Annotated in this window: 18 protein-coding genes; 6 read left to right on the forward strand and 12 right to left on the reverse strand. The window is 35.7% G+C overall.

Annotation, left to right across the window (positions count from 1 at the left end; translation table 11 throughout):
• Positions 1 to 4 precede the first annotated feature (4 nt).
• Positions 5 to 2,635 (forward strand): alanine--tRNA ligase, encoded by a 2,631-nt coding sequence (alaS, locus tag AO58_RS0112365; protein WP_024982004.1) that lies wholly within the window; start codon positions 5 to 7, stop codon positions 2,633 to 2,635.
• A gap of 59 nt (positions 2,636 to 2,694) precedes the next feature.
• On the opposite strand, the gene AO58_RS0112370 is transcribed toward alaS, so the two are convergent.
• Positions 2,695 to 3,072 carry a RidA family protein gene (locus AO58_RS0112370; RefSeq protein WP_024982005.1) on the reverse strand — a complete coding sequence of 126 codons (378 nt, stop codon included), beginning with the start codon at positions 3,070 to 3,072 and terminating at the stop codon, positions 2,695 to 2,697.
• 80 nt (positions 3,073 to 3,152) lie between these two features.
• On the opposite strand from AO58_RS0112370, the gene AO58_RS0112375 reads away from it, so the two are divergent.
• A complete protein-coding gene (locus AO58_RS0112375) occupies positions 3,153 to 4,109 on the forward strand; it encodes a GSCFA domain-containing protein (protein ID WP_024982006.1) in 957 nt (318 codons plus the stop codon).
• 2 nt (positions 4,110 to 4,111) lie between these two features.
• Positions 4,112 to 4,732 (forward strand): DUF4230 domain-containing protein, encoded by a 621-nt coding sequence (locus tag AO58_RS0112380; RefSeq protein WP_024982007.1) that lies wholly within the window; start codon positions 4,112 to 4,114, stop codon positions 4,730 to 4,732.
• Positions 4,733 to 4,851: 119 nt separating this feature from the next.
• Here AO58_RS0112380 and AO58_RS0112385 read toward each other — a convergent pair whose 3' ends face one another.
• Positions 4,852 to 6,615, reverse strand: a complete 1,764-nt coding sequence (locus AO58_RS0112385; RefSeq protein WP_024982008.1) for an aromatic amino acid hydroxylase — start codon at positions 6,613 to 6,615, stop codon at positions 4,852 to 4,854.
• Positions 6,616 to 7,130: 515 nt separating this feature from the next.
• Between AO58_RS0112385 and phnW the strand changes: the two genes are divergently transcribed.
• The gene (gene phnW, locus AO58_RS0112390) at positions 7,131 to 8,228 is read left to right on the forward strand and encodes a 2-aminoethylphosphonate--pyruvate transaminase (RefSeq protein ID WP_024982009.1); all 1,098 of its coding nucleotides are present in this window, start codon (positions 7,131 to 7,133) and stop codon (positions 8,226 to 8,228) included.
• A 236-nt stretch (positions 8,229 to 8,464) separates the two neighbouring features.
• Positions 8,465 to 9,040 (forward strand): helix-turn-helix domain-containing protein, encoded by a 576-nt coding sequence (locus tag AO58_RS0112395; protein WP_024982010.1) that lies wholly within the window; start codon positions 8,465 to 8,467, stop codon positions 9,038 to 9,040.
• A gap of 5 nt (positions 9,041 to 9,045) precedes the next feature.
• On the opposite strand, the gene AO58_RS0112400 is transcribed toward AO58_RS0112395, so the two are convergent.
• The 6 genes from AO58_RS0112400 to AO58_RS0112425 form a co-directional block, all read right to left on the reverse strand.
• Positions 9,046 to 10,584, reverse strand: coding sequence for a purple acid phosphatase family protein (locus tag AO58_RS0112400; protein ID WP_024982011.1), 1,539 nt, complete (start codon positions 10,582 to 10,584; stop codon positions 9,046 to 9,048).
• Positions 10,585 to 10,655: 71 nt separating this feature from the next.
• Positions 10,656 to 11,330: a phosphonatase-like hydrolase gene (locus AO58_RS0112405; protein ID WP_024982012.1), complete on the reverse strand. Its 675-nt coding sequence runs from the start codon at positions 11,328 to 11,330 to the stop codon at positions 10,656 to 10,658.
• A gap of 4 nt (positions 11,331 to 11,334) precedes the next feature.
• Positions 11,335 to 12,495, reverse strand: coding sequence for a TIGR03364 family FAD-dependent oxidoreductase (locus AO58_RS0112410; RefSeq protein WP_024982013.1), 1,161 nt, complete (start codon positions 12,493 to 12,495; stop codon positions 11,335 to 11,337).
• 15 nt (positions 12,496 to 12,510) lie between these two features.
• The gene (locus AO58_RS0112415) at positions 12,511 to 13,821 is read right to left on the reverse strand and encodes a DUF5690 family protein (RefSeq protein WP_024982014.1); all 1,311 of its coding nucleotides are present in this window, start codon (positions 13,819 to 13,821) and stop codon (positions 12,511 to 12,513) included.
• Between the two features lie 24 nt (positions 13,822 to 13,845).
• Positions 13,846 to 16,677 carry a TonB-dependent receptor gene (locus AO58_RS0112420; protein WP_024982015.1) on the reverse strand — a complete coding sequence of 944 codons (2,832 nt, stop codon included), beginning with the start codon at positions 16,675 to 16,677 and terminating at the stop codon, positions 13,846 to 13,848.
• 358 nt (positions 16,678 to 17,035) lie between these two features.
• Positions 17,036 to 17,419: a group III truncated hemoglobin gene (locus AO58_RS0112425; protein ID WP_170852025.1), complete on the reverse strand. Its 384-nt coding sequence runs from the start codon at positions 17,417 to 17,419 to the stop codon at positions 17,036 to 17,038.
• A gap of 239 nt (positions 17,420 to 17,658) precedes the next feature.
• Here AO58_RS0112425 and AO58_RS18320 point away from each other — a divergent pair, with 239 nt between their 5' ends.
• Complete coding sequence (locus AO58_RS18320; RefSeq protein ID WP_244530709.1) at positions 17,659 to 20,775, forward strand: Ig-like domain-containing protein; 3,117 nt, start codon at positions 17,659 to 17,661, stop codon at positions 20,773 to 20,775.
• Between the two features lie 57 nt (positions 20,776 to 20,832).
• On the opposite strand, the gene ilvA is transcribed toward AO58_RS18320, so the two are convergent.
• From ilvA to hutU, 4 genes are all read right to left on the reverse strand, one after another.
• Positions 20,833 to 22,077: a threonine ammonia-lyase IlvA gene (ilvA, locus tag AO58_RS0112440; protein ID WP_024982017.1), complete on the reverse strand. Its 1,245-nt coding sequence runs from the start codon at positions 22,075 to 22,077 to the stop codon at positions 20,833 to 20,835.
• Between the two features lie 10 nt (positions 22,078 to 22,087).
• Complete coding sequence (locus AO58_RS0112445) at positions 22,088 to 22,516, reverse strand: hypothetical protein (RefSeq protein ID WP_024982018.1); 429 nt, start codon at positions 22,514 to 22,516, stop codon at positions 22,088 to 22,090.
• Between the two features lie 313 nt (positions 22,517 to 22,829).
• Entirely contained in the window at positions 22,830 to 23,366 is a 537-nt protein-coding gene (locus tag AO58_RS0112450; RefSeq protein ID WP_024982019.1) for a DUF4136 domain-containing protein, read from the reverse strand.
• Positions 23,367 to 23,393: 27 nt separating this feature from the next.
• On the reverse strand, positions 23,394 to 25,379 hold the full coding sequence (gene hutU, locus AO58_RS0112455; RefSeq protein ID WP_024982020.1) for a urocanate hydratase: 1,986 nt from the start codon (positions 25,377 to 25,379) through the stop codon (positions 23,394 to 23,396).
• Between the last annotated feature and the right edge of the window lie 212 nt (positions 25,380 to 25,591).

Consider the following 25,591-nt stretch of genomic DNA (forward strand, 5'->3'; position numbering starts at 1 on the left):
CATTATGAAATCACAAGACGTACGTAAGCAATTTTTAGATTTTTTTGAAAGCAAAGGCCATCTTATTGTTCCATCGGCGCCCATCGTTTTAAAAGACGATCCGACGCTAATGTTTAACAATTCTGGAATGGCGCAATTCAAAGAGTATTTTTTAGGCTTAGGTACACCAAAAAGTCAACGTATTGCAGATACTCAAAAGTGTTTGCGTGTTTCAGGTAAACATAATGATTTGGAGGAAGTAGGAATTGATACCTACCACCATACTATGTTTGAGATGTTGGGGAACTGGTCGTTTGGTGATTATTTCAAGAAAGAAGCCATTCATTGGGCTTGGGAATTACTGACAGAAGTCTATAAAATTGACAAAGACATATTGTATGTAACTGTTTTTGAAGGAAGCGTTGAAGAAAATGTTCCTTTCGACCAAGAAGCCTATGATATTTGGAAAACTTTAATCGCTGAAGACCGTATTTTATTAGGAAATAAAAAAGATAATTTCTGGGAAATGGGAGACCAAGGTCCTTGTGGTCCTTGTTCCGAAATTCACGTTGATATTCGTTCTGCTGAAGAAAAAGCGTTAGTTCCAGGTAAAGATTTGGTAAACAACGATCATCCTCAAGTGGTGGAGATTTGGAACAATGTATTTATGGAATTCAACCGTAAAGCAGATGGTTCTCTTGAGAAATTACCAGCACAACACGTAGATACAGGTATGGGATTTGAACGTCTTTGTATGGTTTTACAAGGAGTGCAATCGAATTATGATACGGATGTGTTTACCCCAATCATCAGAGAAATCGAGACAATTACTGGTACAACATATACCATCAAAGCGTCCAATGAAGAAGAAGAAAAAATAAATATTGCGATTCGTGTTATTGCAGATCACGTTCGTGCTGTTGCTTTTGCAATCGCCGACGGACAATTGCCATCCAACACAGGTGCAGGATATGTAATTCGTAGAATTTTACGTCGTGCTATTCGCTACGGCTTTACTTTCTTGAATACCAAAGAACCTTTTATCTATAAATTAGTAGATACTTTAAGTGCACAAATGAGTGCTTCTTTCCCTGAAATTCGTTCTCAAAAAGCCCTTTGTTCTAACGTGATTCGCGAAGAAGAGAGTTCTTTCTTGCGCACACTCGATCAAGGTCTGGTTTTGTTGGACGCAGTAATTGCTAACAATCAAAGCAAGGTGATTGATGGTAAAAAAGCTTTTGAATTGTACGATACGTATGGTTTTCCAATCGATTTAACAGCTTTGATTTTATCTGAAAAAGGATTGCAATTAGACGAAAAAGTCTTTGAAGAACAATTACAATTGCAAAAAGAACGTTCTCGTGCGGCTTCAAAAGTGACAGCTGGCGATTGGAATGTTATTGTAGAAGATGATATTCAGGAGTTTGTAGGATACGATCGTTTGCAACACCAAGTAAAAATCACAAAATACCGTAGAGTAGAGAGTGTAAAAGAGGGAGAGATCTTTCAATTGGTCTTTAATTCGACTCCTTTTTATGGAGAAAGTGGAGGACAAACTGGCGATAAAGGATATCTTGAAGCTAGCAATGGAAACATCACTTACATCATCGATACCAAAAAAGAAAACAATCAAACCGTGCATTTGGCAAAATCATTGCCAGAAAATCTTACGGATACTTTTCAAGCGATTGTAGATAAAAAACAAAGAGCAAGAACTTCCTCAAATCATACGGCAACCCACTTGTTGCATCAGGCTTTGCGTAAAGTTTTGGGAACCCATATCGAACAAAAGGGATCTATGGTGCGTTCTGCTTCTTTGCGTTTTGATTTTTCTCATTTTTCTAAAGTAAGTGAGGAAGAATTGAAAGAAGTAGAGAACTTTGTTAATGCCAGAATCCGTCAAAGTTTACCTTTGATTGAAAAAAGGGGTATCGCCAAAGAACAAGCACTTGAAGAAGGTGCAATTGCGTTATTTGGAGAAAAATATGGTGACTTGGTTCGTATGATTAAGTTTGGAGACTCTGTTGAACTTTGTGGGGGAACTCATGTGGATAACACGTCAGAGATTTGGCATTTCAAAATTGTTTCAGAAGGAGCTGTTGCGGCTGGAATTCGAAGAATAGAAGCTATTACAAGTGTGGCTGCCAAAGAATTTTTTGAATCTCAATTGATGACTTATAGAGAAGTTAAGGAGGTTTTGAAAAATCCAAATGATCCAATCAAAGCGATACAAGGTTTACAAGATGAGAATGCTCAGCTGAAAAAACAAATAGAAGTTTTGTTAAAAGATAAAGCTAAGAACTTAAAAGGCGAATTAGCAGCTGCTTTTCAAGAAATCAACGGAGTGAAATTCTTAGCGCAACAAGTAGATTTGAATGCAGAAGGCGCTAAAGATTTGGTGTATGAATTAGGGAATTTGGGAGACAATATTTTTATTGTTTTGGCAACAGTTAATGAAGATAAACCGATGTTGACTTGTTATGTCTCCAAAGGTTTAGTAGCCGATAAAAATTTAAACGCCGGACAAGTTGTTCGCGAATTAGGAAAACACATCCAAGGAGGTGGAGGAGGACAACCGTTCTTTGCTACAGCTGGAGGTAAAAATTCCGCTGGAATTCCAGAGGCTTTGGCTAAAGCTATTGATTTTGTGAAGTAGTTTTTGGAAATATAAAGAAAAAGGAACCCTTTTAGTAATATGCTAAAAGGGTTTTTTGTTTATAAAGCGTTAATTACGGCAATGGCTTCAATTTCTATCAACCATTCTCTTTTTCCTAATTTCTCAATCCCTACCAAAGTACTTGCTGGGTATTGTTCGGTTCCAAGAAAATCTTTTCTAATTTTTCTATAAATGGGTAAATCTGTTTCAGGATTGAAGTTGACGATATAAGTAGTCATTTTTACCACATCTTTAAAAGAGGCATTTCCCAGTTGTAATTGTTTTTCTATATTTTTAAAGGTGTTTTTGGTTTGTACTTCGAGCGTATTTCCTATCCCTATTTGTCCAGAAATATATATGGTTTTGTAATGGCCTGTTGTTACAATAACTGTCTGAGAAAATCCTTCATTAGGTTCGATATATTCTTTTTTGATCATGATTTTTAAAAGTTAAGCTTAGTAAAAATACTAGTTTAATTGTAAAAACTACTTTAAATTTGGTCTCAAAACCTATCGCCTTGCTACTATCTACTCCAATATCAATTTCAAAAAGTAATTTCCCTATTGATTATCAATCGAAAATGGTTCTTATGGGGTCTTGTTTTGCTGAAAATATTGGAAATAAATTTCAATATTTTAAGTTTAATACGCTGGTGAATCCTTTTGGAATTATCTTTAACTCTGTTTCCATCGAAAAAATGATTGAAAGAGTAGTTCTGCAAAAAACTTTCTCAAAAGAAGACATCTTTTATCATAACGAACGTTGGCATTCCTACGAAGTGCATTCAGATTGTAGTACCGATGATCCAGAAGCGCTATTGAATAATTTGAATCAACTTCTTTCGGAAACCAAAAAGCAGTTGCAAGAAGCTACCCATTTTATCATAACCTATGGTACTTCGTGGGTATATCGCCATATCGAAACCAATGCAATTGTAGCGAATTGTCATAAAGTGCCACAAAAGCAATTTACCAAAGAATTATTGTCGATTGATAAAATCCAAAAATCGATTCAAAATACAATCTCTTTGATTACAATCCTAAATCCAAAATGCAATTTCATTTTTACTGTTTCACCCGTTCGCCATCTCAAAGACGGTTTTGTCGAAAATCAAGTGAGTAAAGCGCATTTGATAGCTGCAATTCACGATAATCTTAAAACTGAACACTTAGAACTGAACACTGATTACTTTCCTTCATACGAAATCATGATGGATGAGCTTAGAGATTATCGGTTTTATGCAGACGATATGATACATCCTAGTCCAATGGCGATTGATTACATCTGGGAACGATTTACGGCGACTCAAATTGATGCCAATGCAATAGCTACAATGGAATTGGTACAAACCATACAAAAAGGCTTGGCGCATCGACCATTTAATCCTAATTCTGAAAGCCATCAGAAGTTTGAGGCGAACCTGAAAGAAAAAATAGCTACATTAGAGGCACAGTATTCATTTGTAAAATTTTAGTTATGTTGAAACGCATTTTAATTGGAGTTGGAGTAGTAGTCATTGGCTTGTTATTGTTTAAATACTGCGATTTTAAAAAAGAAAAAGAAGACGAGTTCGATTACAATACGAACCTCATTCAGCAACAAATCCTAAATGTTGGGAAATTGGTGGTGACCGAAGGCCATTTTTCGGAAGTCATCACGTTTAAGAATTCAGCAAAGTTTTTAATGGACATGGTTTCTTTCGAGAAAAAGGCAATTGTTGTGGTGAATGCCAAAGTAACAGTGGCTTATGATTTGCATCAAATGAAATACGATATCGATGAAAAGAACAAAACCATAACGATTCTTTCCATTCCAAAAGAAGAGATTTCGATTTATCCTGACATCCAATATTATGATGTGGAGCAAAGCAAACTCAATGAATTTACAGGTGCTGATTACAACAAAATCAACAAAACCGTACGAGCTAATTTGGCTAAAAAAGTAGACAAATCGACGTTGAAAACCAATGCTAAAAATCGTTTGGTAAGTGAAATTTCCAAAATGCTCATCTTAACCAATTCTTTAGGCTGGAAACTACAGTACAATGGTGAAGTCATCGAAACCGAAAGCCAGCTAAAACAGGATTTGAAATTATAAAATGTTTGACACAGATTTCACAGATTTCACAAATTGACACAGATTTTAAAAAAAAAAATCATACAAAAAAATCTGTGGTCATTTATGTAATCTGTGTCTGTAAATTTTGTGTCGTATGTTTAATGTGCCGTTTCCTCTTTTTCAAAAATCAATTCCAAACCATTCGAAATTAATTTGGCTACTTCAGGGCGTTGCTTTTTAAGATTTTCTAAATGTGCAAGAACGTCCGAAAGTAATTGCGTTTCGTTTCTTGCTTTTAAAAGTTCAGCCAATTCAACGCAAAGTAACCAGTCATTAGAATGTTCTTCTTTTAATTTTTCAAAAATGGGAGCCAATGATGTTGTCGTGTCTTTGGTCTCACGGATATTTCGGACGGTATGATACAATACTTCCAAGACATCTCTTTCTTCTGAGGTTGAAGCTTTGATGGTTTTGCTACTCGGTACATGAGCAATCAAATCAAAACTATTCACATCTGCAGGGCCAGAAAAAGCCGAAACTAATTTTTTACCCACAGCCATATCGTAAGTACCCCATTCTGGACGGAAAAGTACCGTTTCACCGTGCGTAACCGTACAGTTTTTGAAAGAAATCAAGATGATTTCACCGTGTAGATTTCGTTTGCCAGTGATGATTTCGCCCACTACTTTGATGTTACCTTCAAACTCCAAAGTGGCGGTTTCGCCTTCGTAAATGTCGTATGCTTTTAAGTCACGTGGACTCATATCTTCAATTGCGAGGTTGATGCCTTTGAGTTTCCCGATGGGGCTACCAAAACCTTCTTGGTGAGCAGCAGTTCCGTGTCCTACTAATTCTTTCTCTCGGTTCGCCAAGGCTGTTTTTCCAGTGGTTTGTAGGTAAATAGGTTTGCCTTCATATTCAATCACGTTGGTAAAAACACCCGAGATTTGTAAACCAGTACTCAATTCCACAGTTCCCAAAGCTTTGGAATCGATGAGTTTTTTAATACCAGATAAACCACCTGTTCTCAAGGCCATCGTATTGGCAAATTCTTCTAGGATTAAGCTCAAATAAGCGAAATCAGGAGTTACGTAGAGTTGAGGTTGCACTTTGGTGATGTCAAAACTTTGTTGTGCTGCGCTAAAGTTGTACGGTATTTTTTTGACGTTATCGGTCATACACCAAGCACTTTCTCCAATTGAGGAAAGCAAACCAGCGCCGTATATTTTTGGATTTTCTAATGTGCCAATTAAACCGTACTCCACGGTCCACCAATGCAAGTTTCGGATTTGAGCCATTTCAGAAAGTTCACCCATATTGTTTTGCAAATCTTCTACTGCCTTTTCAGCAGCTTCAATTTCGCTTTGTGGCGTTCCCTCGGCTTCTTTTAAAATCGAAAGCAGACGAATGGCTTCATACATTTCGTAATCTTTGTGCGAAGAAATGGCTTTGCAACCAATTTCGCCAAAACGACGCAAGTATTCCGCATATTCTGGATTGGCAATAATAGGAGCGTGTCCCGCGCCTTCGTGAATGATATCTGGAGCTGGAGTGTATTCGATGTGTTCCAATTGACGAATATCTGAGGCAATCACCAGCACATTATAGGCTTGAAATTCCATAAAAGCGTTGGGTGGAATAAAACCGTCTACGGCAACGGCAGCCCAACCAATTTCGGACAATATGCGATTCATACCGTACATACTCGGAATGGAGTCGATTTCGATACCTGTTTTTTGTAAACCTTCGAGATAGGAACTATGGGCAACTTTGGATAGGTAGTCTACGTTTTTGCGCATCACATAGCGCCAAACGGCTTGGTTGATGGGCGTGTAGTCTTCGTAGTTTTGCGGTTTGATAAACTGTTTCAAATGTTTCGGTAATCGCTCGATTAGGGGATTACTTTCTATTTTTGCATTCATATCGAAATCGGTATAGTTTTTTGTAAAAATACAATTTCGAATGATTATTTGCAGGCTTTTATTGGGTATTTTTAGTAAACCAAGTGTTTTTATAGGATTTTAACAATGGTTTACTTTTTAAAAACTATCCCGTTGAAAGTACTTTAGCCCCGACAGTAGTTGAAATCCTTTGGTGCCGGGGTTCGGTACCAAAGATTGTAACGGATGGCGGGAACCCATACTAGCTGACAATGCCTTTTGTGTCGCTCCTGATTTTAAAACAATTTTTCGAACATAGATTTATACACTAGTTGGATGGTATTTGGTAGAAAAAGTTGCTTTTTAAACCGTTTTATCCGCCTCATTTGTTTGCTCATATTGAATTGTTGTTAAGTTTATGATATTGTTCTATTTTATTCTCTTCGTTTTATGTTTACAAATAGTAAAAATTGTATATTAAATTATGGTTAATATTTACTATTTATATAATTTTAATATTTTTAAATTCTATTTTTACAAAAAAAAACTATTATAATATGCACTATAAATTATTAACACCAGGACCTTTAACTACGACTGATTCCGTAAAACAATCCATGCTTAAGGATTGGTGTACTTGGGATGATGAATACAAAACATTGGTTGAGGATATTCGTTCAAAATTATTAGAAATAAACAATTTATCTAATAAAAAACATACGGTAACGTTGCTACAAGGTAGTGGTACTTATGGCGTTGAAAGTACTATAATCTCAAGTGTTGGTGAAAATGATCATTTACTTGTACTTAAAAATGGGGCTTACGGAGAAAGAATACATGAAATAGCCACAATTGCCAAAAAAAATGTTACTGCGTTGGCTTTTGATGAAACTTCAATAATTAACAGTGAAGTTTTAGATAATTATTTGTCCGAAAATAAGCAAATTACTCACGTTGCCTTTGTACACTGTGAGACTACGACAGGAATTTTAAACCCTTTAGAGGAGCTTTGTAAAGTGGTGAAGCAACACCAAAAAGTTCTTATTGTTGATGCAATGAGTAGTTTGGGTGGCATACCCATAGACATTGATGCTTTGGAAATAGATTTTATTATAAGTAGTTCCAATAAATGTTTGCAAGGGGTTCCTGGATTTTCATTTATTATTTCGGTTATCGAAAGCATTAAGAAATGCAAAGGGAATAGCACTTCGTTATCGTTGGATCTTTATGATCAATGGGTAAATATGGAAAATGATCCTGGAAAGTGGAGGTTTACGTCACCTACACATGTTGTTCGTGCCTTTTATCAAGCTATATTAGAATTAATCCAAGAAGGAGGGATTGCAAGCCGATATGCTAGATATGTAAAAAATCAAAAGGTTTTGGTTGAAGGGATGCAAAGTATTGGTTTCAACTGTTGTATTGCTATCGATATTCAATCTCCTATTATTACTACATTTTTGTTTCCAGATAGCACCTCGTTTACTTTTAAATCTTTGTATGATTATTTAAAATTATATGGTTTTGTCATTTATCCAGGGAAATTAAGCAATTTGAATGTTTTTAGAATTGGTAATATTGGAGATATTAATGCGAATGATATTGAACTATTGATTATGATACTTAAGAATTATAAGATTAATTATTTGAATTAGTAATTTATGGTTTGTTTAGAATAATACTGCAATTTGTTTAGATTATGTTTTAAAAATGGCAAACTTATGGTTTGTCATTTTTTATTAAATGTGTTTTGTATGTTGCTATTTTTAAAGGTATGCTATTGCGATTAGCATTTTTAAAATTACATTTACATTCTAAGTTAAGTTTTGATAGATTTTTCTGTTTTTAATGGATAACAGCGATAAAGTTGTTTTTAAATACTATAATAAAAATGAATGATTTTCTGATAGGTATAGGTAAAAGAATTAAAGATTTTCGAAAAAAAAATGAATTAACAATACAAGAATTGGCTAATAGAGCTAATGTTAGTAATGGGTTAATTTCTAGAATTGAAAATGGAAGAACAATACCTTCATTGCCTGTTCTATTAGATTTGATTCAATCTTTAGAAATTGATGCCAGTTACTTTTTTGAAGGTGTCGAACAAAAATCAAATGCTAAATTTATTCATGTACCAAAGGAAGAGCAACAAATCCTAGAAAAGGAAATAGAGGCAACAGGATTTAGTTATTTGCATGTATTTAGTAAAAGTATGCATGCCTTAGGATTTGAAGCTGTACTTCTTACATTGGAACCCGGATGTAAACGAGACAAAGTAATTACCGATGCTTGGGAATTTAAATATGTTTTAACTGGCGAAGTTTTGTATGTTATTGATAATGAAGAGGTTTTGTTGAAAGAAGGAGATTCATTATATTTTAATGGTAAAATTCCACATGTACCAGTAAATAATTCTAATGCAAAGTGTTCAATGTTAGTTCTTTATTTTTATTCAGAGAAAGAATAGAAAAGTTATTCTATTGTAAAAGTTACTGTTTCGGACCATTCTGACCAAGACAAGTTTTGGTCCCGATATCTAACTCTAATTTTGTAAGCTCCAGTTGCTAGTTCATTATCATTTACAGTCAATTCTAAAATTGAAGAAGATTCATAAATATTTATTGGAGTGTAATCAGGAAAACCTGAACTTCCAAACCATTTCTCGTAATCTCTTTTCTTTGAAAGAACAATAACTTCTTCTTTTTTAACAGTTTTTAGTATTTGAAATTCACTGCTGTTAAACGGTTCAGAGCCAGTGTATTTAGAACACTCAAAAGTAAATGGAAGTTTGATTTTATCGTCAAATGATTTAATGAAAGGAGTGTTGGGACGATTTTCCTTCTGTTTTTTATAAAAGCTATCTAGTAAATACAACGGCTTATTCAGTTGCGCATTCCCAGTTGAGTAGGTATTCACTTTTAATTGTTGTGTTTCGAAATCCAATTCGACCAATTGAAAGACATGGGCTTCTATTGTTTTTTGAACATCTTCATAAAGCGTAACTGCCTCAGGAGCATCCGTCCAATATTGATCCCAAGAGGCACCACCATTAATGATTTCATGTATTCTATGATTTCTACTGGCTCCTCTTGCATAAAGATGCGCATGTCCAGCAAAATAAACGCAAGTTTTAGCAGAGGATTGTAGAATTGGAAGGATTTCATTGTTGATGTAATCGTTTCCATCTTTTTTTAATTGTTCTGCTTTTGGAGGATGATGAGCTGAAGCAAAAACCCATTCAATGTTTTTATCACTATCAGCTTCATGAATTATCTTACTTACAAATTGTGTTTGATTCTCACTATTCGAATTACTGTTTAAATGAATAAACAATGCTTTTGCGATTTTAAAAGCGTAATATTCTGTGCCATTAATAGCTTTTGCAGCCTGAATATTATTGTATTTTAAATGGCTATAATCAAAATGCGCAAAATAATTTTTGGCTTCGGAATCTCCATAATACTCATGATTTCCTAAAACGGTAACGAAAGGAACTTTTGTAGATAATTCACTTGATTTATAAAAATGATGAATAGCATAATGAGATAACTCTCCGCCATTGTGTACTTGATCGCCTAAATTTATTACAAAATGAACTGTTTCCTCAATTGTATTTCCGTTCCATTTTTCTAAGGCTTTAGTCACAGCATTTGCAACAAGATTTGGATATGCATCATCAAAGCGTTGGTGATCACCAATTACAATGAAACGTAATTTTTGAAGGAATTTTGAAGGGTCAACTTGTGTTTTAAAACTATATATTTCTGAATATGTAGTACCTGATTTGGTTCTGTAAAAGTAACGCGTATCAGGAAGTAAATCATTTAGTTTAACGTGATGCACAATATGATCTTTCTCCATCGTTTTGCTCGTTCCACAAGCAGTATTCGATAAATCATCTTTTTCAAATCCGTAGTCTACTTGAGGAGTATTTTCGTCATTGGTAATCCACGAAATAAGAATAGAATTAGAATCAGGTGCTTGTAGATAGGGTACGGTATAATTATTCATCACTACTATTTTAAAAAACAAAAAATTTTAATCCCAGCCAATTAAGACTGGGATTAAATCACAAATTAGAGCTAACAAACAAACAACGAACTAATTTGCGTGATATTATCAAAAATGTAATCAGGATTTGCTTCTTCTAGTTCCTCCTTAGTTTGTGCTCCCGACAATACTCCAATAGTAATTCCACAATTGGCATTCTTTCCTTCTTCTATATCTATTGCAGAGTCACCAGCTTTTAAAACCGATTTACTGTCTTTAATATCAAAAAGCTCCATAGCTTTTAGAATCATTTCAGGGCTAGGTCTTCCATTCACAACATCATCAGCAGTAATCAAGGCGTCATATTGAACTCCTTTTTTCCAACCTAATTTTTCCAATAATTGGTTTGCGGTTTTAGAATTATAACCTGTATTTAATACAACTATAATGTTCTTCGCTCTCAATTCATCCAGGAATTCACGAACTCCAACGATGGGTTTAACCTCCAATTCTTCGTAAGCATTTTTTAGAGCTATAGAAAAATCCTCAAAGATTGTTGTAGCTTTATCTGTAGGTTGATTTAAAAATTCTAAGACATCTGTTATTGCTTTTAATTTTTCTTTTCCTGCTCCATATTTCAATACCGTTTCTAAATCCACTTCAATGCCGTATTTTACTACTGAATTTCTAAGTGTTTTATACACCACATTGTCTTCATCTACAGTGGTTCCTGCCATGTCTAATACTGCAAGTTTTATGTTTTTCATTTGTCTAATTTTTATTGAATATTAAATTTATTTTTTGTCTAGAAAATCCGGCACTTCCTGTCATGCCTTTGCCACCAATTCCGGTGATAATATGAATATTTGGACTAGGATTGTGTTCAAAAATATCCTGAGTTTTGCATTGTGAATAGATACCAAACCATCTTTTTTGTATTTCGAAGGTAGGTAGGTCGATTATTTTTTTAGCTTCATTAATCATAAAAGCATCAATTTCCATATTTAGATCGTAGCCTAAAACGTCGATGTCTTTTGCATCAGCATATTCATGAGAATCTCCAATAATGATTGAACCGTCTAAGGATTGTTTGAAAAGAATATGGATTCCAAATTTTTTATCGAAGCTAGTCGAAACTTCTTTTGCTTTTATACTAGTATACGATGGGCATTCTTCAAATGCTTCATACCGACGAATGGTTAAGCCTGTCAGTATATTACTAGGGAGAGCATATATGCCTTGCGGTTTAGTTTGTAACATCTGAAGTTTTGTCGCAACCAAATCGCTATTTTCATAGATATTAGGATGAAGTGTTTTGAATTCACTTCCGCCACAAATTATAATTTTAGATGCTATAAATTTTTGGCCATTGGCCGCAATTGCTTCACAACCTAAAGAACTCTCGCTAGTTGATGTAATGGTGGTGTTGTAAAAAAAGGTTAAGCCAAATTTTTCGATTAAGAGTCTTTGAAAACGTCTAATCAGCTCTCCAGAATCAACTGTTATCTCTTCGGGAAAGAACAAACCCGCTTTGCAATAGTCGGATTTTAATCCGTCAAAACGCTGTAAGCATTCTTTTTTTGTCAATAAAATAGAATCGTAATTTTGGTCTTTGTTTATTTGGCTCAATTCTTCAATCAATTGTACTTCTTCTTCATTTGAGGCTAAATATACGGAGCCGTTTTGTCGAATGGTTAAGTCGGTTTGGTCTTGTAGCTTTTTGTAGATTGAAACACTTTCTCTACCAAAATTTTGCCATTTTAAATTCATTGCAGATGGGATTACCTGTCCAAAATTGCGAACAGAAGCTCCACTGAGTATACTATTTTTTTCAATAATAGCCACTTTTAGTTTTTTTTGCAATGCATGATAGGCATGGAACAGTCCTAGAATTCCTCCGCCAACTACAAGTAAATCATATTTGTTTTGCATCGTGATGAATGTGTTTTAGTTCAGTTCTTGAAGTTGAAAAGTTGTTTCTTCTTCTATGGATGTTGCAGCCGAATTCATTTTATTAATCTTTCTTTGAAAAAGTACTGCCGCCATTATAATCGTAAAAAAACCAATAATGGCAATCACATAATTCAATTGAATATAGAAGTGTAACCATGATATTTTTTTATATCCAAAATTTTTAAATAACAATATTAAAATGCTACCCAAGTAACCGAAGGAATCCACAAAATAGATTAAGAATCCCACATTACCTTTTATTTTGAAAGTGGCAATCATACGATCAAAAAACAAACCGTTAAAAGGGATGTAACATAAATACATTCCGATTCCTGTGATAATCATCCAAGGCATTGGGGATAAAAGATGGCTGCTATATGCTATAGTCGACAAGCCAATAATCAAAACACCTGTTAGTAAAATGTAGTGATAAATCAAGAACGCTTTTGTGTTGTTTTTTATAGTAACCATAAAACTTAATACCAAAAGAACCGTAAAAGCTATTGGTATTTCGGCATAGGTATACAAAGAAACGGCATCTTTAAAGCCTAAGGCGTCCCAGATTTCACCGGTGAAATTGTCTCTAAAATCTCTTAGAATAGTTAAACTAATATATAAAATAGTTAAGCAAAATAAGGGAACCCAAAAGGTAAGAATTAATTTTTTTCTTTCTTTTTGATTTAAGGGAACTCGCTTCGTTTTGTATGCAATATCTTCTTTTGAAGGTTTTGGCAAACGATCCAAAAGCAAGCCAAAAAAGACTAACGGAATGATAAACCATAAACCCGTTAAAAAAGGCATCCAAAATTCGGTTACTCCAAAATAACTCATGGTGAATTTTCCAACCGATTTTACAAAACCTGAGGAAACAACAAAACTAGTACATAGAATTAGTCCTAAAATTTCTGTTGCTTTTCGGCCTTCGATATAAGAAAAAACAATGCCCCAAATCATTCCCAAGGGTAAGCCATTCAAAAACATAAAGAAAATGTTATAAGGTCTTGGAGTTAATGCAAATCCTAAAAGCGTAAGAAATGCAAATGCAATGAAGCCAAATAAAAACTTTAATCTATCTTTTTCTTTAAGTTCAGATACAATCTTGATACCAATGAATTTTGATAGAAAATAGCCCATAACTTGTGCAATAATCAATAGCACTTTATAGTCCACTCCCCAGTATGTTATGCCTTCGAAGCTTGCTATTGTAAATGGTTTTCGGAAGGCGTACATACAAAAGTACACACCAAAAGCAGCAAAAGCCGCTTTTGGTACATACCAATTATTTTTTGTTTTAGTATTTCTCATTCTTTAAGTTGAGGTACTTTTGATTTATAGTGTGAATTTCACACCAAAAGCCGTTTTCACACCATAAAATTCTACTTGTTTTGGACGATCTTCTGAGTTTCCGTAATGGTACATCAAAGGATTATTTAGGATGTTGTTGATGTCAGCAAAAAACAATAGGTTTTTAGTGATTTTACAAGAAAGACCTATGTCCAAAGTGCTATATTTTCCGTAGTAAATATCGTTCTTGTCTTGGTCTGCAAAAGCGATAGCGTATTTACCTTTGTAATTGTAGGCTGCTCTAATGTTGAATCCTCCTTTTTCAAAGAACAATTGCGCATTGTATAATTGTTTCGCTTGATAAGGCAAACCCACTTCTCTTCCTGTAGTTGTTGTCATCTCGGAGGTCATGAATGTGGCATTCAATTGCGTTCCAAAATACTGCAAGAAACCAGGCAAGAAATCAAAACGTTTCATGATACCTAACTCTAAACCACCAATCCAAGCTTCGTTTCCATTATTTGGTGTACTAAATTCAACACCTGGCTTACCGTTATAGGTTCCTTGGTAAGAATCTTGAAAAATTGGATCTTTAATTGATTTATAGAAAACCCCACCACTAATCAAACCAGCATTAGAAAGATAATACTCTCCCATTAAATCAAAATTCCAAGAATACGTTGGATTTAAATTTGGGTTTCCACCTTTAAATTCGTTGTCCGCTTCAACATATGATCCACCAGGGGTAATATCACCAAAATTAGGTCTAGCAAAAGTTCTTGTAGATGCAAATCTTACATTTAAATTGTCATTAGCTTGGTATTTTAAATGAAACATTGGTAATACCGCTAAGTATTTTTTTGTATTTTCAACAGGTGTCAATACACCGTTAATTACATTATAACCATTTACTTTTGTTTCAGTATTTGAAAAACGAATACCTCCTAAAGCAGTAAGATTTTCTGAGATTTTATAAGTCCCCATTCCGTAAGCATCAGCGTGCGTTTCGTTAACATCAAAGTTTCTTCCTAAACCTTTGTTGTATTCTAATGCTTCTGAATCTGCTGGGCTAATCGCAAGATTGTTTTGGTTTTTCTTCCAGAAATCTTTCATTCCATTAGTAGAAAGTACTGGTCCCAAAGTACTAGAAATGCTAGTGTTTAATTCTTTTAAATAATCGGCTCTACCAGGTTGGTCAATAATGAAACCTTGAGAGTCTGAAAGGAGTGGAGCTGTTCCGGATTTCCAAGTATAAAAGATGTCAGAGAATTTAGCAGTACGTTCTTTATCTCTAAATTTAAGACCATATTTTAAAGTCAATTTGTCATTGGCTTTGATTTCATGATTAAATGAAGCCACGATTTTATCTCTTTCTGTAATAGCTACTTTGTAGAACTCTAAATCACCAAATCTCATTTTAGTAGCATCAGTTTTGAAATTAGGATCACTATAGAAGCCAAATAATGCATCTGGATTCTTATAGTCTAACTTTCCGCCATCAACTGCCCAATAAGCACGTTGACCTACTCCTTTGTTTGTCATGTAGCTAGGATTTATACCTACGCCATCTTGTCTGTACTTTATAACAAAATAGGATTTGTTTTCAGCATCTGGAATATTACCGTATTTAAATTCATTTTCATACGAAGCCAAATCCCAATCAATAGAACCGTTGTTTAATTCGTGTTTTCCGCCAATGTTGATAGATTTAAGTTCTGTAATCAAAGTATTATTGATGTTTTGCAACTCAACTCTAGTAGTATTTGTTGTGGTGCTAAATCTGTCAAAACGAATTCTTTGTTTGTAATGTGTCTCAAAATCAGAAAGCGTTCCGTACATTGATTTTAAATAAATCTTGCTTTTTGGGCTCAAGTTGTAATCTAAAGCGACATTAGCTCCAGTTGTTTTACGTTCTCCAGTATAATCTCTTAATTCCATTCTAAAGACTCCTTCGTCCCCATTTCTTCTCGCTTCGAAGTTATCGGTCGCCCAGTTTCTGTTAAATCGAGTAAAATTCAAAAGATATCCAAATTTTTTGTCTTTGGTATGGCCACCAAAAGTCAATGCCGCATTATACACTCCTTTTCCAGATTTATCATTGTAACCACTACCAATGGTAGCGTTAAGGGTCTGTTTCATTGGCGCAGTATGAGTAATGAAGTTTACACTACCGCCAATACCGTCAGCCTCAATATCAGGTGTCAAAGCTTTGTTTACTTGTACATAAGCAATTAGTTCTGAGGGAAAGAAATCAAAAGCAGTTGCTCTAGAAGTCGTCTCTTCTTCAGCAGTTGGAATTCTATTACCGTTTATTGTTGTTGATGCCCAAAAAGGAGGTAATCCTCTCACGGATACAAATCTTCCCTCTCCTTGATCACGTTCAATAGAAACCCCTTGAACTCTTTGAACAGTTTCGGCAGCATTGCGGTCTGGTAGTTTTCCAATACCATCTGCAGCAATTACATTCATAATGCTAACAGAACTTTTTTGCATATTCAAGGCTCTTAATTCACTATTTTTTTGTGCAGAATTCACGACAACCTCTTTTAGTTTTAGTTCGTTTTCTGTTGGTTCTAAAGTGATTACTCCTAAGTTGTAAATTTCATTATTCTTAATAGTTACAGTTAATTCCTGAGTTTTAAATCCAGAATTGCTGATAGAAACAACTATTTTTTCCTCTTCAATTACATTCAATTTAAAATTGCCATCAAAATCAGAAGTAGTTTTTTTGTTGGAATTTAAAATAGAAATAGTTGCTCCGGGCATAGGTAATTTATTCTCATAAATAGTACCTATTATACTCTGTTTTTGAGCAAAGCACAATCCTGTAAAATTCAGTACTAGTAGAAATAGTAGCTGGCTTAGTTTTGTTTTCATTGTTTACTAATATTAAATATTTTTTACAAAAGAACTCAATAAGTTTAATATTGGTAAATTTTTTGAATTATCAAAAAGTATTTTTTATTTTATTAAAAAGTTAAAACAATGTTACTAGGTAAATTTTATGTTACCAAAAATTGGAATAATGGTGCTTTTTATAGGTTTTTGTTGAGAATTTAGTAGTGAAGCACGGTGGTGTGTAAAAATTAGTGTTCAGCGGTTTTTATTTTTACTAAAAAGAGTTGTTAGCAATGAATTACTTGAGTTTTAAAGTATTTTTATAACAATAAAGTTACGAACATAAAAAAAGCCGTAACTAAATAAGTTACAGCTTTAATAAAAAGAAACAGAAGGTTTATTCTTTCTCAGCCTTCCTAAAATACTCAATCTTATAGTTGAACATTTCAGCCATATTTTTGGCTCTAAGTTTAGCTTCTTCGGCTAATGGGCCTGCAAACAAACCGTCGATAGTGGTGGTGAAAATCGCCATCCAGCGGTCGAAATGCGTTTTGTCTACCGGTAATTGTTTGTGTGGCGGAAACGGACTTCCCGAATAGGTGTGGACTTCTAGCAGAATGGTTTGCCAGAAGCGGTACATTTTTTCGAGATGTTCTGGCCAACGTTCACCTATTTTTTCGTTGAAAACGGGGCCGATTGCCTCGTCTTGACGTACATTGCTATAAAACGTATCGACCATTTTTTTGATGTCGTTTAGGTCTTGTATATCTTTTGAAATCATAATTTTTTGTGTGTAAAAAGTAATGCAAAAATAAGATTTAATGTTGGATATACTGTTGTGGTTCGCAAGATGAAATCCCGTAGTTTCTAGTATTGGCTTGTTTGATGTGTTTTTGTAGTGATTAAAAATGATTGTTTTTTATTGAAATTGATCTAATATTACCTTTACAATTTTAACAGGCAATTAATTTACTAATGATGCAATACTATTAAATAAAGGAAATATTAAAACAAGATGTTATGAATGAAAAAAACAAAAAAAATAGAAATGTTGGAGAGCCATTAATTCTCTTCGTAATTATTCTGTTTGCTTTTTTTTTAAAGGCAGAAGCTCAAGTCGTTACGCCTTGGATGACGACTGGCAATCAGACAAAGTTGTTGCAACAGCAAGCGAATGTTAGTTTCGGTTCTATTTCTGGAAGTAATCCTTCGACTGTTACTATTACTCCTGCAACGACTTATCAAACTATGGATGGTTTTGGTTACACCCTTACAGAGGGTAGTTGTGAAGTGATTAGCGCTATGGCTGCAACGCAACAAAACCAGTTGCTCAATGATTTATACAATCCAACAACGGGTTTGAACGTGAATATTGTTCGTATTAGTATTGGTGCTTCGGATTTGAGTAGCTCTTCTTATAGTTACAATGAAACTTCAGGAGATGTGAATATGAATAATTTTAGCTTGAATGGTCCTGATGCGACTTATTTGATTCCAATGATTAAAAAGATACTGTTAATCAATCCGAATATTAAAATATTAGCCACTCCATGGACGGCTCCTCGATGGATGAAGACCAATAATTCATGGATCGGTGGAAGTCTGCAAACACAATATTATGCGGCTTATGCTAAATATTTTGTAAAGTATTTAGATGCTATGAAAGCCCAAGGTATTGCTATTTGGGGAATTACGCCTCAAAATGAACCAGAACACGGTAATAATGAACCCAGTATGTTGATGAATTCAACGGAACAAAAGAATTTTATTAATAGTCAGCTTGGCCCACAAATGGCAGCCGCTGGTTATGGTTATGTAAAAATTATAGCTTTTGATCATAATTGTGATAATACCGTTTATCCTATTGATGTGTTAAACAATAGTAGTTATGCTGAAGGTGCTGCTTTTCATATGTATAAAGGCGATGCTTTGGCGATGTCTGTAGTTCACGATGCAACAAATAAAAACGTTTATTTTACAGAACAATATACTGGTCCTAGTGGAGATTTTAGTGGGGATTTTGGTTGGCATATGCAAAATGTGGTTATTGGTACAACGAATAACTGGTCAAAGACTGTTTTAGAATGGAATCTTGCCAATAATTCAAATTTAGGTCCACATACGCCAGGTGGATGTACTACTTGTTTAGGGGCTGTAACCATAACCAGTAGTACAAGTTATACTAAAAATGTTGCTTATTATATTATTGGTCAAATATCGAAGTTTGTGAAGGCAGGAGCATTACGAGTTGGAACCAGTAGTACCAATGGTTCTATAACTTCTACAGGATTTAAAAATACAGATGGTTCACTTTCACTTTTGGTTTACAATGCTGGTGGGGCTGAAAATACGATCAGAATTGTTTCTGGGTCAGCAGCTTTTAATTATGCAGTTCCAGCAGCATCCGCAGTAACTTTTAATTGGATGCCATTAGATGCGGTACCTGTTACAGGTGTAAGTGTGAGTCCAACGAATGTAAGTATGTTTATAAATGCAAGTGCTCAGCTTACAGCCACAGTTTCTCCCGCTAATGCAAGTAATAAAAATGTAATATGGAGTTCTAGTAATAGTGCTGTAGCTTCAGTTAACTCAAACGGTTTAGTTACAGGAATTGCTCAGGGTACAGCAGTAGTAACGGCTACTACAGTTAGTGGAAACAAAACAGCTACTAGTTCCGTCACAGTTCAAGGACAATTGCCTTATGGAGGCATTCCAGCGACTTTGCCTGGAGTAATTCAGGCAGAGAATTATGATCAAGGAGGTCAAAATAATGCCTATTTTGATAACGAATCTACAAATCAAGGTGGCGCATACCGAACCAATGAAGGTGTTGACATTACTACTATTGCCGGAACTACTGGTTTTGCTACTGGATGGACTGCTACTGGTGAGTGGACAGAATACACTTCTAATGTAACAGCGGGAACCTATACTATAGAAGCAACTGTAGCGTCTATATATACTGGTAAGCAATTACGGGTGCTGTTAGATGGCGAGGTATTGGCAATTTTGGATGTTCCCAATACAGGTTCGTGGGATGTTTACAAAGTAGTTTCAATTTCTAACATTCCGTTTTCCGGAGGGAATAACAAAATTATACGCTTAGAAATTATTGGTGGGGAATTTAATATTGATAAAATTGAAGTCAAAAATATGGCATCGATTCCAGTTTCCTCTATTGCCATCAATCCAACTTCTTCATCGATTATAGTTGCTGGAACCTTACAGTTGGTGCCGACTATTGCGCCAAATAATGCAACGAATAAAAACGTTACTTGGAGCTCAAGTAATACAGCAGTGGCTTCTGTTAATGCAACAGGATTAGTGACAGCAATAGCTACTGGTACTGCAATAATTACAGCAACAACAGTTGAAGGTGCAAAAACAGCTACAAGTACTATTTCTGTTACAACTCCTTTTCCAGGATATTATAATATTATTTCAAGAAATAGCAACAAAGGATTAGATGTTTCAGATAATGCCACGACAAGTGGTGCAAGAATTCAGCAGTATGACATTGCCAATGGAGGAGGAAATAATCAACGTTGGAAATTGGTTCCTGATGGTAGTGGTAATTTTTATATTATCGTAAAATCGACGCAACTGTATTTGGCTACCGAGAATAACAGCACTGCTGATGGCGTAAAAGTTGTGCAAAGAGCATTCACAAATTCAAATGAATTGAAATGGACCGTTTCGGCTATTAGTGGAGGTTATTATAAAATTATAAACTTGAATAGCGGAAAAGCATTAGATGTAGAAAATGTTTCAACACTAAATGGCGCCTCTATTCAGGTTTGGACTTACTCAGGCGGACTAAATCAACAATGGCAATTGGCGCAAACAGAATCGACTGTTAATAAGTTTGCTGAGGTAAAACAATTGAAGGCACCACTAGAAAATAACATAGTAGTTTATTTCAATTCCACTAAAGATTTATTGAATATTACTACTGTAAATTCAGGATTTGGTGAAGTAAAATTGTATTCCATGTCAGGAGAACTAGTTTTGGTTAAAGATGTTGATTTTAGTAAAGGAAGTGAAGTTGAAATTGATGTTTCAAGATTACCAAAAGGCATGTATGTGGTTAAAATAAATGATGGAAATGGTATTTTCTCTAAGAAAATTCTAAAATAACAACTCCGATTTTGTTGAAAAAGGTTTTTTAGGCTGCCATTATTGGGCAGCCTTTTTTTAACCAATTAATTGTGTGAATAAATCTTGTTTGTTGTTGAGGTATTGGTATTCGAAACCCATTTTTTTCATATTGTCTTTGATGGCTAAAATGTCGTTTGGATTTTTCACTTCTAGACCTACCACAACGGAGCCAACTTCTCGACTGTTCTTTTTGGCAAATTGGAAGTAGGTGATGTCGTCGTCGGGGCCTAAAATGGTATTGACAAATTCTTTGAGCGCGCCAGGACGTTGCGGAAATTGTATCATAAAATAATGCATCAATCCTTCATAAAGTAAAGAACGTTCCTTGATTTCGGCGGTGCGTTCAATATCGTTATTACTGCCGCTTACGATACAAACTACGGTTTTTCCTTTGATTTGCTCTTTATAAAAATCCAATGCTGCAATGGTCAAAGCGCCTGCGGGTTCTACCACCATTGCTTCTTCGTTGTACAAACGCAAGATAGTGGTGCATACTTTCCCTTCGGGAACTAGGACGATATCGTCAAGGTTTTTTTGGCAAATGGCAAACGTTTGGTTCCCCACTTGTTTTACTGCCGCGCCGTCTACAAACTTGTCTATAGTGTCTAAAGGTGTATTGGCTCGATTGGCAATGGAAGTTTTCATAGCCGGCGCGCCTTGTGGTTCAACGCCAATGATTTTGGTATTAGGACTTAAGTGTTTGAAAACGGTTGAAAGGCCGGAAGCTAAACCTCCTCCGCCAATGGGAACGAAAACATAATCGATAGGTTGTTGGTAATAATCTAGGATTTCAAGTCCTACGGTACCTTGACCCGCAATGACTTTTTCATCATCAAAAGGATGAATGAATGCTTTTTGGTTGTCCTTGGCGTCGGCAACAGCTTTGGCATAGGCATCGTCGAAGGTATCTCCTGTCAATACAATTTCGACCCATTTTTTGCCAAAGAGCTGTACTTGCTTTACTTTTTGATTGGGCGTGGTTTTGGGCATATAGATTTTGCCTTGTATTTGTAAAAGATGGCAAGAGTACGCCACGCCTTGTGCGTGATTGCCAGCACTGGCGCACACTATACCGTTTGTTTTTTCGCTATCGGTTAAGGATTTCATTTTGTTGTAAGCGCCTCTGATTTTATAAGAACGCACAACTTGAAGGTCTTCTCGTTTAAGTAAAATAGTAGCCCCAAATTCTTCTGAAAGATTGAAATTCTCTGTTAATGGTGTTGCAGGAACTACGTTGGCTAATTCTTGTTGCGCTTGTTGTATGGATTGAAATAAGTTCATTTTGTTGATTTTAATTGAATTGTAATGTTGATTGAGTTAGGGTGTTTTCTAATACGTAATAGTGCTCATTGGTCATTTTACCACAACAAATCCAATGCTCCTTTTCTTGAAATAGATAAGAGATAGGAAAATGTGTGATTTGATCTTTGTGAATTATCGGAATTTTAAAAAGTAAGATTTGATGAGTTTCTAGTTCCTTTTGATTTTGAGTGTAACAACAAAAAATCTCTATAATTCGTTCCAAAAGGGCAAGCATAGTTTTGCTGTTGGAATCGTGATCCCAATAACCAACCCTGATTTTATATACAAAAGTGTGCTCACAATATTCTACCCAAAAATGATCGATTTTTATCTTTTTGCGAGTGAATATCAAGGCAATTTTACTGATTAGCGTTTCTTCTTTTTCGCAAAACAGGGTTAGGGTAATTTTTTCTTTCATTGTAATTGTGGTTCATTTTTATTCAAAAAAAAAACCTTTCTCAAGTGACGAGAAAGGTTTTATAGTTATACATAACATCCTAACTCGTCAACAAAGACGAATAATAATGATGTTAATAATAATACTAGTGTTTTGTGTCATATCTAAAAAAAAACCTCCCAATTGGGAGGTTCTATATTGTTATTGTTAATACTATACAGCGCCTCACATTCTCATCGAATGATAATTGAAATGCTGCTAATAATTGTGTTATTGTTTTTCATATAAAAAATGTGATGCCGCAAATATAAACAAATAAGGTATTCACCGCGATTTATTTTTTCACAGGAGGATATTGTGCTAAAATTTTCCCCACAAATTCAGCAACTACTTCGTCTTTTTTGTCCGTGTTTTTAGTTAAGGTTCCAATACCTTCGCCTTGCCAAATCATTTCTTTCTTTTTGGCATCGATGAGGTCGATAAACAAGGTGCCTTCTGTAGAAGTTGAAACGGTGGTTTGATTACCGCCCATCATCCAAGGATTCCAACCCCAGCCCCAACCGTAACCCCAACCAGCGTTGAATTGGTTTACGCTAACTTGTTCTCTTGATTTGGTAAAAATATTGATCAACAAGTCAGGTGTTTCGCTTTTGGTAAATCCTTTGGCAGCCATTTGTTGATCGATTGCTCTCAAGATACGTTTTTTGTCCAGATCCGAAATCTCTACTTTGTCAATGCCTGGTTTGTAAAAAGCATAGGTTTTGAAGGTGCTATAATCTACTGTTTTGTCGTAGTCTGAATGTACGCTAATACTACTACAAGAGCTTAAAAATACTACTGCTAATAAGGCGAAAATTTTAATTAGTTTCATGAGTTTATCTTTTAGGTTAACAAAATATTAAAGCAAATCATCGCTAACAAGGTTCGGAAGCGTCACTTTTAGTAAAGGTTCTACTTCCATAGCGCGTTTGATGGCAAAAATCGCTCCTTCGTTACGCGCCCAGCTTCTTCGAGAAATTCCGTTGTTGACATCCCAAAACAACATTGATGCCAAACGTTTAGAAGCTTCTTTGGAACCATCAAGAACCATACCAAAGCCACCATTAATGACTTCTCCCCAGCCCACACCGCCGCCGTTGTGGATAGACACCCAAGTAGCGCCGCGGAAACTATCACCAATCACATTATGAATGGCCATATCAGCGGTAAATCTTGAACCGTCATAAATATTCGAAGTTTCTCGATAAGGCGAATCGGTTCCTGAAACATCGTGGTGGTCACGACCTAAAACCACATAACCTATTTCGCCTTTAGCAATGGCTTGGTTAAATGCTTCGGCGATTTTAGTACGTCCTTCGGCATCGGCGTATAAAATTCGCGCTTGTGAACCTACGACCAATTTGTTTTCTTGAGCACCTTTTATCCACTGAATGTTATCCTGCATTTGTTGCTGAATTTCAATAGGTGAAGTTTCAATCATTTTTTCTAAAACGGCACAAGCAATAGCATCGGTTTTGGCCAAATCTTCTGGTTTTCCGGAAGTACATACCCAACGGAAAGGACCAAATCCATAATCAAAACACATCGGTCCCATAATATCTTGTACATATGAAGGATATTTGAATTCTCTGCCAAGCGTTGGATTATCAGCCATAACATCAGCTCCCGCTCTTGAGGCTTCTAACAAAAACGCGTTACCATAATCAAAGAAATACGTGCCTTTTGCGGTATGTTTGTTGATAGCCGCTGCGTGACGTCGCAACGTTTCTTGGACTTTTTCTTTAAAAAGGTCCGGTTGGTTGGCCATCATTTCATTGGCTTCTTCAAACGAAATGCCTGCTGGATAATACCCGCCAGCCCACGGATTATGCAATGAAGTTTGGTCAGAACCCAAATCAATATGCATATTTTCTTGGTCAAAACGTTCCCAAACATCCACCACATTACCTAAGTAAGCAATAGAAACGGTTTCGTTATTGGTTTTTGCCAAGGCAACACGTTGCACTAAAGCGTCTAAATCTTCAATCACTTCATTAATCCAACCTTGGCTGTGACGAATGTGGGTAATTTTCGGATTTACTTCGGCGCAAACGGTGATACAACCCGCAATATTTCCCGCTTTGGGTTGCGCGCCACTCATTCCACCCAATCCAGAAGTCACAAATAAACCACCTTTTGGATTCTTTTTAATTTTTCTAAAACCATTCAAAACCGTAATTGTCGTTCCGTGCACAATACCTTGTGGACCAATGTACATATAACTTCCAGCCGTCATTTGTCCGTATTGCGAAACGCCCAAGGCATTCATTTTTTCCCAATCGTCTGGTGCCGAATAATTCGGAATCACCATCCCGTTGGTCACCACCACTCTCGGCGCCTCTTTATGCGACGGAAACAATCCCATCGGGTGGCCAGAATACATCGTCAACGTTTGCTCATCGGTCATTTCCGATAAGTATTGCATCGTCAAAAGGTATTGTGCCCAATTTTGAAACACCGCACCATTTCCGCCATACGTAATCAACTCGTGCGGATGCTGCGCCACGGCATAATCCAAGTTGTTTTGAATCATCAACATAATGGCTTTCGCTTGCTCGCTTTTCCCTGGATATTCGTCAATTGGACGTGCGTACATTTTATAATCAGGACGAAAACGGTACATATAAATGCGCCCGTATTGCTCTAATTCTTCCGAGAATTCAGGTACTAATTCCGAATGATGTTTCGGGTCAAAATAACGCAACGCATTGCGCAACGCCAACTTTTTCTCTTCTGCCGTTAAAATCTCTTTGCGTTTCGGTGCGTGATTTATAGCAGCATCATACGGCTTAGGTTGTGGTAAAATATCAGGTATTCCTTGTTGGATTTGTTCTTTAAATGTCATCTTTTTTTTGTTTTTACAATCGAAAATAAAATAATTGCGATACTTTTTAGTAAGATTTGGGCGAGAACGCAATACCTCAAGTGGCCTACGCAGCGTTGTCGTGATACGGCCACTTGCGGTATTGCGGTCGGGCTATCCACGCTACTTCGGTAGCCAGTTCCTATCCCTCTCGCGACCCGTAGACCAAGGACTTTTCGTTTCCAAAACTACTT

The organism is Flavobacterium succinicans LMG 10402 (assembly GCF_000611675.1).
Classification (GTDB): Bacteria; Bacteroidota; Bacteroidia; order Flavobacteriales; family Flavobacteriaceae; genus Flavobacterium; species Flavobacterium succinicans.